The organism is Streptomyces sp. P1-3 (assembly GCF_050613155.1).
In the GTDB taxonomy this organism is placed as follows: domain Bacteria; phylum Actinomycetota; class Actinomycetes; order Streptomycetales; family Streptomycetaceae; genus Streptomyces.
In genome coordinates this window covers 7,929,975-7,942,427 of sequence record NZ_CP192512.1, presented here as the reverse complement: position 1 = coordinate 7,942,427, position 12,453 = coordinate 7,929,975, and the positions used below count along the sequence as shown (strand labels likewise).

Here is a 12,453-nt window from a genome sequence, read left to right as displayed (position 1 = left end):
GCCAAGACCCGTGCTGCGCACGGGTGTTGCGCTCCCGCTCCGCGGGAGCGCTGACGGGCCGCTGCGCGGCCCGCACCCCTGGTGCTGCGCACCAGGGGTGACGCTCTGTCCGCTGCACTCCCAGAGCTATGGGGCTACGCCCCAGTGTTTCCGGGCTTCCGCTTCGCTCCAGCCCGGGACGGCGGGTCCGCTGCGCTCCCCCGCCTCAACGGTCCTTCCGGCTGCGCCTCCAGGACCGCCTGGGCCCCGCTGGCGCGGGCCGGGCTGGCTGCGAGGGTGGAGGTCGCTCGTTCGTGTGGGTTCCAGTGTACCGCGTGCATCAGGTTGATGCGGCATGTACCCTTGGCGGAAACACGGGACACCCCTAACCACCCGGGAACCTCCCCAGAATTCCGATAGGAACGACCGCAGATGACCGGTCACCACAAATCTACCCGGACCCGATCCCGCGCTGAGCAGCGATTCTCTGCGCCGGGTGACTCAGTACCAGACTGCGGGCGTGAACGCCCGGTTGAAGGTGTTCACGCTCCTGGAGGCCCAAGGCGTGCCCGCGAGCGAGGCGGACGACCTGGTGGCCGCGCTGGAGGTCGGAGCGATCGCCGGGGCGCAGAGCGAGGTAGTCGAGCTGGACGGCATGGCGCCGGCCTCGCGGGGCGAGGTGTTCGCGGACGGCTGGGATGACGGCGTGACGGCCGTGAGCGAGGTCCTGGTGGGCATCGCAGACCGGGACTGGTCCCGGCGTGGCGGCCGGTCGGCCGGGGCCGCTGAACTGGCCGTACATCTCGCGGACGTGAGGCAGCGTGAGCGGACTGACCTGGTGCGGCTGGAGAGGTTCGTCCGAGAGTCCGTACTGCCGCGCACCCATCCGCACACCACGGCGCGGCGCAGGGTGCTGGAGGCGCTGGGCAAGGCCGGCGGTCTGTGCACCGCGCGGACGAGGAACAGCGACGGGGACGTCATTGTCTGCACGCTCGATGCCGGGCACTACGACCCGGACGACAAGCCGCCCTTCAAGGGCGGAAAGCCCGGCGGCTGGCACAAGGCAGATGCGTCGATCTGGAACGACTTGGGCGCGGCCTGCATTCCGCACGCGGCCCTCTGAAAGACCGCAGGATTTGACCGCTCGGGGAGGCAAGGAAATGTCAGAAATTCAGCTCAAGGAACACCAGGTAGACCAGCGCTCCGCGTTTCGTAGGTGGGTTGGATTCCCTGCAAGGTCATCTGTGCCCCCTCAGGGTGCCCGGGGCACGATCGTGTCAGCGACCGGATCGGGCAAGACGATCACGGCCGCCGCGTGCGCGCTGGAGTCGTTCGCGGACGGCAGGATCCTCGTCACCGTCCCGACCCTGGACCTGCTCGCGCAGACCGCCCAGGCGTGGCGCCTGGTGGGCCACCGGGCCCCGATGGTCGCCGTGTGCTCGCTGGAGAACGACGCGGTCCTCAACTCGCTGGGAGTGCACACCACCACGAACCCGATCCAGCTGGCCCTGTGGGCCGGGCACGGGCCCGTGGTCGTGTTCGCCACGTATGCCTCGCTGGTGGACCGCGAGGACATCGACGCCCCCGAGGGCCAGCGGAAGGTTCGCGGGCCGCTGGAGGCCGCTCTGGCGGGCGGAGAGCGGCTGTACGGGCAGCAGATGGCAGGCTTCGACCTCGCGATCGTGGATGAGGCCCACGGAACTGCTGGTGATCTTGGGCGGCCGTGGGCGGCGATCCACGACAACGCCCGCATCCCCGCCGACTTCCGGCTCTACCTCACCGCGACCCCGCGCATCCTCGCCGCAGCCCGGCCCCAGAAGGGCGCGGACGCCCAGGAGGCGGAGATCGCGACCATGGCCGACGACCCGGAGGGCACGTACGGCGCGTGGCTCGCAGAACTCGGACTCTCGGAGGCGATCGAGCGCGAGATCCTCGCCGGATTCGAGATCGACGTCCTGGAGATCCGCGATCCCTCGCCCGTCCTCGGGGAGTCGGAGGAGGCGCGGCGGGGCCGGCGCCTGGCGCTCCTGCAGACCGCGCTCCTGGAGCACGCGGCGGCGTACAACCTCCGTACGGTCATGACGTTCCACCAGAAGGTGGAGGAGGCCGCCGCGTTCGCGGAGAAGCTGCCGGAGACCGCTGCCGAGCTGTACGTCAACGACGCCTCGGACGACGGCCTGACGGCCGCGGACCGGCTGCCGAAGTCGTCGATCGACGCGGAGTTCTACGAACTCGAGGCCGGCCGCCACGTCCCGCCGGACCGGGTGTGGTCGGCGTGGCTGTGCGGCGACCACCTCGTAGCCGAGCGGCGCGAGGTCCTGCGCCAGTTCGCCAACGGCATCGACGCGGCCGGGCGCCGGGTGCACCGGGCGTTCCTCGCCAGCGTTCGCGTGCTCGGGGAGGGCGTGGACATCACCGGCGAGCGGGGCGTGGAAGCCGTCTGCTTCGCGGACACCCGCGGCTCGCAGGTGGAGATCGTGCAGAACATCGGCCGGGCGCTCCGGCTCAACAAGGACGGCACCACGAAGGTGGCCAGGATCATCGTGCCGGTGTTCCTGGAGCCCGGCGAGGACCCGACCGACATGGTCGCCTCCGCCAGCTTCCGGCCCCTTGTGGCGGTCCTCCAGGGCCTGCGCAGCCACGACGAGCGCCTGGTCGAGCAGCTCGCCTCCCGTGCCCTCACCAGCGGGCAGCGCAAGGTCCACGTCCGGCGTGACGAGGACGGGCAGATCGTCGGGGCCGGCGGCGAGGGCGACGGCGAGGACCAGGAGCAGGGCGACACGCAGGCCGCCGCCGAAGCGGCGCTGCTCCACTTCTCTTCTCCCCGCGACGCAGCGACCATCGCGGCGTTCCTGCGCACCCGGGTGTACCGGCCGGAGTCGCTGGTGTGGCTGGAGGGCTACCAGGCTCTGCTGCGGTGGCGGGCGGAGAACGAGATCACCGGCGTCTACGCCGTGCCCTACGACGTTGAGGTCGAAGTGGGGGTGACGAAGGATTTTCCGCTTGGTCGATGGGTGCACCAGCAGCGGAAGGCGCTGCGGGCGGGTGAGCTGGAGGAGCGGCGCAAGACCCTGCTGGACGCGCCGGAGGCCGGGATGGTCTGGGAGCCGGGCGAGGAGGCGTGGGAGGCCAAGCTCGCCGCGCTGCGGTCGTACCGGCGGGCGACCGGACACCTCGCGCCCCGGCAGGACGCGGTCTGGGGCGAGGGCGAAGCGATGGTGCCCATCGGCCAGCACATGGCGAACCTGCGCCGGAAGGGCGGGCTCGGCAAGGACCCGAAGCGTGCGCAGGAGCGCGCGGAGCAGCTGGCGGCGATCGACCCGGACTGGAACTGCCCCTGGCCGCTGAGCTGGCAGCGCCACTACCGGGTGCTCGCCGACCTGGTCGACGCCGACGGCGTCCTGCCCTACATCGCGCCGGGCGTCGTCTTCGAGGGCGACGACATCGGCACGTGGCGGTGGCGGCAGCAGGAACCCGGCACCTGGGCGCAACTCCTGCCCGAGCAGCAGGAGCGGCTGACCATGCTGGGCATCAAGGGGACTGAGGCCCCGTCTCTCGCCCCGGCGGCGGCTGGAGCGGCGAAGGGTCCGAGCAAGGCGCAGCAGGCGTTCCAACGCGGCCTGGCAGCCCTCAGGCAGTGGGTGGAGAGGGAAGGCGCGGCGCGGCCGGTGCCGCGCGGTCACAGCGAAGAGATCGCGATCGACGGCGAGGCAGAGCCGGTGGCAGTGAAGCTGGGGGTGTGGATTTCGAACACCAAGTCGAGGCGCGACAAGCTCACGGCGGAGCAACTCACCGCGCTCGCCGCGCTCGGACTGGAATGGGCGAGGACGTAGAAGCCACTCGGGCTACTGTGCGTCGATGCAGGGCCCTTGGGCACGGAAGCGCGCGCGGGTTTCGGGCCAGGGCGTCGCGCTGTCGTGGCCGGAGCAGCCGACGCCTCCGCAAAGAGGTCGTGAGTCGCGCGTCGGCCTGCCGTTGATCAGCGCCACCCGCCCGTACGCCTCGTAGCGCTCGCGGCTGTCCTCGCCGTCCACAAGATCATTGGCGAGCTCCTGCTTGGTGGAGCGCATGAGATCCGCGATCGGAACACCCCACCTGCTGCGGATCACGGCTACGAGCTGCGCCTTGGAGTGGGCGCGCATCAGAGCGTTTCTCCGCTGGAGCAGCTCGTTGGCGAGCTCGGCTTCCGCTGCGGGAATCGGCGTGATCGAGTCACGGATGTACTCGGGGTCCTCGTCCGCGTCGAAGATCATGATGCAGGCCGCGTGCGGCGCGAAGACGACGATCTCATCTGGATTCTCAGCCTGTGCCTCGGCGGTGGCACGTACCCAGTTGAGGGCTTCGTGGTAGCTGAAGTGTGTGCCATGCTCGCGTGCGGTGCGCTGGAGTTCGCGGGCGCGCTGCTGCTCGGTAGTGCGTTTGGTCATGGACGGGTCCTCTCGGCACCGGGTCCTCACCCCCACACGGCAACCCCGGCTCGATGGATCCTCAAGGTGTTCGTCAAGCGGTCCGTTGATCCCGGAAGACCTTCCACCAGTGTTCCGGGCAGTGTGGGTGTCCGGGGTGCGGTGTGGGCGTCGGCGAAGCCCAGGGCGTCAGCCCTGCGGGCAGGATACCGGCTCGGCCGTCGGCTCTTCCCTTCGTTGGCGACGACGAAGGCGGTGGTGTTCTCCGCGTACGGGTCGTTCGGCTCATGTGCGTGCCGGACGGCGTCGCGGACAAGGCGCAGCCGAAGGACCGCGCCAGTTCTCCATCCGGCGGAGTGCTCCCGCCTCGCCCTTTTGGGGCTCGATACCAGAAGGACAACACCGGGATGCCGGCGACGTCCGTCGTGACCCGCGCTGCCAGCTTGTCGCCGGTGCCCAGTAGGAGACGCCCGTGATCACTCAGCTCAGGGCGGCCGGACCAGGCGGATTGCCCTCGGGCCAGGGTCGGCGGCCAGCCCTGCCGAGACGGTCATGATTTCGCCCAGACCATGGTGGATCCACTCGTAAGTAACACGGATGCATCCAGGCTCAGTGTCTTCCTCGTGGTTTCGTCACTGAGTACTTCGGCGTCAGGGATCAGCTCTGCCTTTTACTCCCATAGCTCCGATCAAGTGCGGCTTGTGGGGCTCGTGTCGGGGATGTAGTGAGCGACTCCTGCGTACGACATTCCCAGAGAGGCAGTGAGCACCTTGATGTCGAGCTCGTCCGCGAGGGTGAGGAGGCGGGTGGAGCGAAGGATGCGGGGCAGCAGGCCGACGGGGGCCAGGCTGTCGCGGATGTGCGCGGCGCCGGCGGGGCCACGGGTGGTGCGGGTGAGCCGGGTGACGAGCAGATGAGGGTTATTCGAGCGGAGCTGACCGCGGTGCTCTTGGCAGCGCTGTAGAGCTGTCCAGGTCGCGGGGTCCAATGGGATGGCCACCGCTCTGCCGGGGAACTGGACGGCGTGGCGGACGGTGTCGATCTCGCTGCTGGTGAGCAGGCGTAGTTCGGTGGAGGTTGCCGCGTGGAGCAGGGCGGCAAGTCCGATGAACGCCTCATGCGGATGGGTGTCCAGGTTGGTGCTCCACCTTCGGTACAGGGCCTGCTGCTCGGACAACGTCAGAGTGGGTCCGTGAAATCCCCGGTGCTGCGCGGCGGTCACGGAGCCGGTGGGGTCGTGAAGGACCGCTTGGGTGCGGTGTGCGTAGGAGAAGAACTGGCGCAGTCCCGCGAGCCAGGACGCGCGGCGTGCGGGGTTTTTCGCCAGGAAGGCTTCCAGGTGTGCTGTGCTGACGCTTGCCCAGCTCGTGTGCCCTCGGGCGTGGAGGTGGATTGCCAGGTCGCGGACGGTGTCCAGGCGGATCTCGATGGTCTTCAGCTGGTTCGGCCGCAGCCCCAGCTGCCGGGCCTGTTCGCGCTGGGCCAGTAAGGAGTGAGCGAATCCCCAGACCTCGGGGCGCAGCGGGGCGGGGGCGGCCTCGATACGGCGCTCGCGGCGTACGGCTGCCTTGGTGTCCGCCAGGTCGTCGGGCGGGATGAGTCGGCCGTGGGCGCGGAAGAAGTCCGTGAGCGCCCCGACGAGCTGGGGACTGTCCTGGCGGGCACGTGTGAGCAGGTCAGAGGGGCTGATCGCGGTGGTGGTGAGGAGCAGGCGTGCGGTGTCGGCGATGACATCGGCTGCGTAGAGCGGGTGGCGCTGGGTTGCGAGGTGCGCGGCGAAATCAGCCCACCACGAGGGTGGTTGGGGCATGCGGCGCGCCCAGCCGGCCGCGCGGGTCAGCACCGTGTGGGGCGAATGCTCGTAGCAGCGCTTGCACAGTCCTTTGGCCCACTGGCCGCTGCTGCCGCACCCGGCGCAGCGGGCCGGTGCTGGGGCGGTAGCCGGGTCGATGCAGGCCCGGCAGCGTTGGGTCGCCGGGGCCAGGGTCCGTCGTCGTCCGCAGTGCTGGCACTGGCCGCGTGCGGGTTGTCCGGCGGCCCGGCGTCTGCATGCCGCGCACAGCAGCTCCGTCGAGCGCCGGGATGCTCCACAGTCGGAGCACGTACGTGAGCACCAGGCGCAGCGGCCTGTGTCGGCGCGCAGCCATCGCAGCTTGTGGCAGGCGGTACAGCGGCCCTGGACGGCATCGGTTGCGGTGGCTGTCATCGGGAAGTGTCTGATGGCCGGACGAGGTAGGGGCAAGAGTTCAGCCGTGGTTTCACAGCGGGGGCAGGGACCGGTTCAGCGGCGCGGGTGCCGGGGCTACGGCGAAGGGCGACGGTAGGGCCGAGGCGGGTGCAGCGCGGGGCGAAGGCGAGGGGCCGGGCTGCGGCACGGTCTCGCGCAGGGTCAGGAGGTCGCCGGGGGTGCAGTCCAGGGCGGTGCACAACGCGGCCAGCGTGGACAGCTTCACCTGGGACGGCTGCTTGGTGAACAGCGCGGACACCGACGCTGCGGACAGCTCGAGGCCCGCTCGCTCGGCCAGCAGGCGGCGCAGCTCGGTTCCCGTCCAGACTCCGCGCTGTGCTGCGGTCATCCGCAGCTTCCACTCCACCTGTGTTCCCGTGCTCGTGCTCGTGTGCGGGGTGGGGTGCGATTCGGGAGCGGTCATTGCTGTTGCCCCTCTCGTCCTTCAGCCGGCCAGGCCGGTGACAGCGGTGAGTGTGGCGCGGCGCCAGGCGTCCTCGATGAAGGTGTGTGAGGGTTTGACGTAGGCCATGGTCGAGGCGATGTGCCGGTGGCCGAGGAGCTGCTGGACGGCGAGGAGGTCCATACCCTGCTCGTACTGGTGGGTCGCGCAGGCGCGGCGCAGCGCGTGCGGTGTGAACCGCTCTGCCGAGGACCTGCCTTCGAGATCGAGAAGGCGGGCGAGTCGGTCGCGTACGGTCTCCGGCTTCAGCGCATCGCCCTGTCCGTCGCAGAACAGCGGTGCGCTGTCAGGGAAGAGCGGACGGACGTCACTTTGGTACCAGTCCAGGATCTGGTCGAGCCCGTCGAGCAGCGGAGTCCATCTCGGGCGCGGGCCCGATGTGTTCGCGGCCTTGCCGAACCGCACATGCAGCTTCCCCGACGGCCCCAGCAGGGGGTGGACGTCACACCGGTCGAGGCGGACCAGCTCACTCACCCGTACCCCTGAGTGGTACAGAGTGCGCAGCAGCGCGTAATCCCGCGCCGCAGCAGGGTAGTGCGGGGTGGCTGCGAGGCGGGCGCGCGCGAAGCCGAAGAACCCCTGCAGACGCTCGGCCGTGGGCGGCAGTCGGAGGGCGGGCGAGTCATCGCTGATATGCCGCAGCCGGTTGAACCGGTCCAGCGGATCACCGACCGGCACTCCATACAGCGCCCGGATCTGTGTGGTGTAGCGGTCCTGGACGAAGCCGTGGAACGCACGCAGCATCTGCAGATACTGGCGTCGAGTGCCCGGTGCCCGGCCCGCCACCACCAGAGCACGGAGCATCGCGTCCACATCCGACGCCTCGATCTCCCACACCGGCCGGTCGAAGCGGTCCAGCACACGTTCCAGCAGCGCCGCGTAGCAACGGACCGTCGTCGGAGAGAACCCGCGTACCACCCACGTCGACGCAAACGCCGCCACGCACTCGGCCTGGAAGGCCCACATATCCGGAACATCGCTGCTGCTGGCCGGGCTGGCGAGCCCGCCATCGATCAGCCGGAGAACCCGCTCCCCCATACCCCACCACCATCTCGTGACTACTCATTCAGGCGGCACCTGAACAACACGCGCACTACCGAAGCAATCAACGAGTCACCAGCGGAAAGGCAACGCCACCAAACGGCCAACCCCGCAACCCACACAATGGCGGCGTCAGCCGCTGAGCGTCATCGAGAAACAGCACACCCGGCTCGGCCAGTGCCCGCGTCAGAGCCTGGCTGGCCGGCCCGGCCCGGTGTGGCAGCGCCCCCGCCGGCAGCCCGCGCGCTTCACACAGCGAGGCCCGAAGCTGCGGCAGACCGGGTGCCACGCCGGCCACCGCCCGCCACACCGGCACCCGGCCGGGCAGAAGATGCAACGCCTGCTCGACGGCGACCGTCTTCCCCAGGCCCGTGTCCCCGTACACACAGCACATCCCGCGGGCCGCGACCGTATGCCCCACAGCCTCCGCCACAGCGGCCACCTGCCGGGTCGACACCAGCCGGACCCCCGGCACGTACAACCGCACACCGCCGCCCCGCACCCCAGCATCCGCGGCGTCCTCCGGCACCGGCACGTCGGCGGGCGGCCCGTCGATAACAAGCGGACCACCCGCCCCGTCCACGAGCCCCAAATCCGCCAGCGCCCGGTCATACCGGCTCGGCTCCAACCCAGCCCGGCCCCCTGCCGGGCGCGCCACTTCAAGCACCCGGCCCGCCCCCAGATCCCGCTTGATCACCCGGTGCAACGTCGGCAGCGAGGGCACACAATCTGCACCCCACCCCTCCAAGGCCCCCTCTTCCTGGGCCCGGAGCATCCTGCGGCGCAACTCTGCGACGTTCCCGCCCGCCTGAGCGAGGACCTCCCACAACGCGTCACTCAGCGAAAACCCGTCCTGTCGCGGCCGTGCCTCGACAAGGCCCCGGCGTCCATCGGCCAGCCACCGCCACACCGTCCGCTCCGACACCCCTGCCAGCTCCGCCGCGATCCGCACATGCAACCGCGACAGCGTCCCCTCCTCATCCACGGCAAGAAGCCGCCGCACCACCACACCCCGCGCCAACGACCCACCGCTGGCCGGCGCAACAACAGCCGCCCCCGCCCCGCCCTCGGCAACACCCGCCGGAACGCCCTGAACCGTCATACAGCCCAGCCCACCCGAACCGGCCAGCCCCTCACATAGGAACAGCGAAAGCCATGACAGCCAGCAACCAGACCTGCTAACCGCCCCACAACAGCCGCTTGGTCACCCCATGACAGCGACCACAACCCCGCCCCACACCCGCTACCAGGACATCGACACCGCAATTTCCGCTGACGCCCACCCGCTGCCACCCCACCGCCCACTCATACCGACGAGCCTGACGGCCGGCCCCCGACATCCCGCCCGGCGTCCTGTTCGAAGGCGACGGCCTCGGACGATGGGTGCAACGGCAGGGGCGCTCCTGGGCGGGGGTGTCCGAGGAAGCAGCAGCACCGGCTCACCAAGCTCGGCGTAACACCCGCCCAGCGGCCCTCCCCAGCCGCAGCCGTCAAGCGCGCCCCAGCGGCACGTCCCGGTGAGTGTCTGGCAACCGGGACATGCCGTGGCGGGAGGGTCAGTCGACGAGGGCGAGAGCGGGTTCGTCCGCCCGCTGATGCGCCGGCTGGTCCACCGACTTGGCGGTCTCGGGCCGCCCCAGCACGCCCGTCAGAGCGATGAGCAGGCCGAGGGCAGACAGGACGGTCACGGCGAGCAGTGCCGGGGTGAAGCCGGCGAGCAGAGCGTCCGGGCCGGTCTTACCCTCGCCGCCGGCGGTCAGGACAGCGGTGACGACAGCGAGCCCGATAGCGCCGCCGACCTGTGTGGAGGTGTTCAGCAAGCCGCCGGCCAGGCCCTGCTCGTGGTCCGGGACCCCTGCGGTGGCCTGGATGTTGAAGGACGCGAACGCCAGAGTGAACCCGACACCGAGCAGGATCATGCTGGGCAGCACACCGGCCACGTACGGGGCGTCCCGGTCGATGACCAGGAAGAGCACGTAGGCGACGAGGTGAGCCATCACGCCACCGGCGATAGTGCGCGAGGTGCCGACCCGTGCAACCAGGCGGTCCATGCGCGGCGAGCCGAACGCGACGATCACCGCGGCTGGAAGGAAGCCCAATGCGGTCTGGAGCGCCGACCACTGCAGTACCGACTGCAGGTAGAGCATGACGACGAACTGGAAGCCGATGTAGCCGCCGAAGAACACCGATATGCCCAGGTTGGCCCGTGCCAGTGCGCCCGAGCGGAGGATGCCGAGGCGGACCAGGGGGTGCTTGCTGCGGCGTTCGATCATGACGAAGGCGATCAGTAGTGCCGCGGCGAGGGCGAACTGGATCAGCGTGTTGGGCGCGGCCCAGCCGGCTTCCGGCGCTTCGACGACGGTGTAGACCAGGAGCAGCATTCCGGCGACCGAGGTGATCGCGCCGGGCAGGTCGTAGCCGCCGGCGGACCGGGGGCCGTCCTTGGGCAGCAGACGGCTGGCCGCGATCCACGCGATGAGTGCGATCGGTACCGGCAGGAAGAACGTCCACCGCCAGCCGACCTCGGTCAGCACTCCGGAGAGCACCAGCCCGGCCGAGTAGCCGCTGGCCCCGAAGACGGAGAAGATGCCCAGTGCCTTGTTGCGCGCCGGCCCCTCGGCGAACGTGGTGGTGATGATGGATAGCGCGGCAGGTGCGGTGAACGCGGCCGCCATGCCCTTGAGGATGCGGGTGGCGATCAGCAGGGCTCCGGAGTCGACCATGCCGCCGACCAGTGAGGCGAGGGCGAACACGGCTACCGCCGTCAAGAAGACGCGGCGGCGTCCGAGCAGATCGGCGGCGCGTCCCCCCAGCAGCAGCAGCCCACCGTAGCTGAGGACATAACCGCTGACGACCCACTGCAACGCACTGGTGGACAGGCCCAGTTCGGCCTGGATGGAGGGGAGCGCGACGCCCACCATCGACACATCGAGCGCGTCGAGCCCGATGACGAGGGAGGCGGTGAGCAGGACGCCCCACAACTTTGGCGTCCACCCGGAGGCGGAGGTGGTGACGGGTACGGAAGGACTCATGAGCGCCACAATTACATGCACACGCATCGCATGCAAGTGCATTTAATTCTTGCGCATCAAATGCGGGCGCATGCTACCCTTGGCCCATGACCGGTAGCTCGGAGCAAGAGCTGGTCGAGGAGTGGCACGGCCTTCTCGCTCGGCACGCCGCCGTACACAACGCCCTAGAGTGCGAACTGAAAGCCGACCACGACATCGGCGTCAGCGAGTTCGAGGCACTCGAACTCCTCGCCACCACCGAGCACGGCAAATGCCGAGGCCAAGACCTCTCAGGCGTCGTACACCTGAGCCAGAGCGCCGCATCCCGACTCGTCGCCAGACTGGAACGCGACGGCTTGGTAGAACGCGTCATGTGCGAACTCGACCGCCGCGGCATCTTCGTCATCCTCACCGACGAAGGCCGCAGACGACACACCCAAGCAAAACCCACACACCGATCCGTCCTCGCACGAACACTCCGAGGCGACCAGTGACCAGCCACACCACAAGCGCCGGCCACCCTGGAACGGCACTCTCGACTACGCCGACACCCACCCGCACTGTCCGCAACAACGACAGCACCACCAACACCAGACCATAAGCGGCCAGACTCCCTCCCCCGGCTCGCCGCCGCCAGCCGCGACGCTCCGCGCCATTGGCCAGTCAGGCGCCGGAGTCGAGCACGTTGGCGTCGACAGTGGCACCGATGGCGCATCCGGGGACGGCCTCGTCTGAGGTGAACGCGCAAGAGACCGTTCCACTCACTCGGACACACTGATCTGCGGCTTGGACGGGGACAGCGAGGCCGATGATCAGCAGGGCCAGTAAGGCAGCGGCGGTCAGGATGGCCTCGGCCATGTTGAGCGCCTCGTCGAGCATGACCTCCTGGCCCCGCCGGAGGTCCTCCAGCTCGACGCTGGAGCTGTCGTTCACCCAGTTTGCGGCCCCGGGGAAGACGTCGGCGGTGCCGTCCTCGCTCGCCTACAGGAAGACCTCGAAGCCGGCCGGCGGCTGCGCGCGCCGGTCGACCTCCTCCTTGAAAGCCACGATCTGGCCCCGCCTCACGGAGCATGTTTGCGAGCTGCTCGTTCTGAGCGGAGAGTCCAGCCAGATTCGTCTGGAGCTCGACGAGCCGCTCCTCGGACGCGCCAGCGCAGCATCGGCGCGGGCCGGCGCTCCCCGCTCGATACTGCGCAGCCCGGTCCAGCCTGCCCCGATCCGGTGTCGGGAAACAGCCGACCGCCTCCGCCCGAGCGGCGGTGTGTCCGCTGGAGCCGGCGGCCAGGAGCGGGCAGCCAGCCGGACAAGGCTGTACGGCGGGACGGG

The 12,453-nt window shown here is 69.7% G+C and carries 9 protein-coding genes and 1 pseudogene; 3 read left to right on the top strand and 7 right to left on the bottom strand.

Going from position 1 to position 12,453, the window contains the following annotated elements; all coding sequences use genetic code 11:
* Positions 1 to 499 precede the first annotated feature (499 nt).
* Both ACQUSR_RS34095 and ACQUSR_RS34090 read left to right on the top strand, forming a co-directional pair.
* Positions 500 to 1,102, top strand: coding sequence for a hypothetical protein (locus ACQUSR_RS34095; protein WP_431040441.1), 603 nt, complete (start codon positions 500 to 502; stop codon positions 1,100 to 1,102).
* Positions 1,103 to 1,139: 37 nt separating this feature from the next.
* Positions 1,140 to 3,812, top strand: a complete 2,673-nt coding sequence (locus ACQUSR_RS34090) for a Helicase associated domain protein (protein ID WP_431040442.1) — start codon at positions 1,140 to 1,142, stop codon at positions 3,810 to 3,812.
* Between the two features lie 12 nt (positions 3,813 to 3,824).
* Here ACQUSR_RS34090 and ACQUSR_RS34085 read toward each other — a convergent pair whose 3' ends face one another.
* The 6 genes from ACQUSR_RS34085 to ACQUSR_RS34060 all read right to left on the bottom strand — a co-directional run bounded on the left by ACQUSR_RS34085 (position 3,825) and on the right by ACQUSR_RS34060 (position 11,148).
* Positions 3,825 to 4,406: a hypothetical protein gene (locus ACQUSR_RS34085; RefSeq protein ID WP_431040443.1), complete on the bottom strand. Its 582-nt coding sequence runs from the start codon at positions 4,404 to 4,406 to the stop codon at positions 3,825 to 3,827.
* Between the two features lie 667 nt (positions 4,407 to 5,073).
* A complete protein-coding gene (locus ACQUSR_RS34080; RefSeq protein WP_431040444.1) occupies positions 5,074 to 6,195 on the bottom strand; it encodes an integrase in 1,122 nt (373 codons plus the stop codon).
* A gap of 448 nt (positions 6,196 to 6,643) precedes the next feature.
* Positions 6,644 to 7,036, bottom strand: a complete 393-nt coding sequence (locus ACQUSR_RS34075) for a helix-turn-helix domain-containing protein (protein WP_431040445.1) — start codon at positions 7,034 to 7,036, stop codon at positions 6,644 to 6,646.
* Between the two features lie 21 nt (positions 7,037 to 7,057).
* The gene (locus ACQUSR_RS34070) at positions 7,058 to 8,113 is read right to left on the bottom strand and encodes a tyrosine-type recombinase/integrase (protein WP_431040446.1); all 1,056 of its coding nucleotides are present in this window, start codon (positions 8,111 to 8,113) and stop codon (positions 7,058 to 7,060) included.
* A gap of 67 nt (positions 8,114 to 8,180) precedes the next feature.
* Positions 8,181 to 9,218 carry an AAA family ATPase gene (locus tag ACQUSR_RS34065; RefSeq protein ID WP_431040447.1) on the bottom strand — a complete coding sequence of 346 codons (1,038 nt, stop codon included), beginning with the start codon at positions 9,216 to 9,218 and terminating at the stop codon, positions 8,181 to 8,183.
* A 454-nt stretch (positions 9,219 to 9,672) separates the two neighbouring features.
* Positions 9,673 to 11,148, bottom strand: coding sequence for an MFS transporter (locus ACQUSR_RS34060; RefSeq protein ID WP_431040448.1), 1,476 nt, complete (start codon positions 11,146 to 11,148; stop codon positions 9,673 to 9,675).
* 86 nt (positions 11,149 to 11,234) lie between these two features.
* On the opposite strand from ACQUSR_RS34060, the gene ACQUSR_RS34055 reads away from it, so the two are divergent.
* Positions 11,235 to 11,621: a MarR family winged helix-turn-helix transcriptional regulator gene (locus ACQUSR_RS34055; protein ID WP_431040449.1), complete on the top strand. Its 387-nt coding sequence runs from the start codon at positions 11,235 to 11,237 to the stop codon at positions 11,619 to 11,621.
* Between the two features lie 349 nt (positions 11,622 to 11,970).
* Here the strand turns inward: ACQUSR_RS34055 and ACQUSR_RS34050 are convergent.
* Positions 11,971 to 12,268 (bottom strand): annotated as a pseudogene (locus ACQUSR_RS34050) (proteasome ATPase); the annotation flags it as partial.
* Positions 12,269 to 12,453 lie beyond the last annotated feature (185 nt).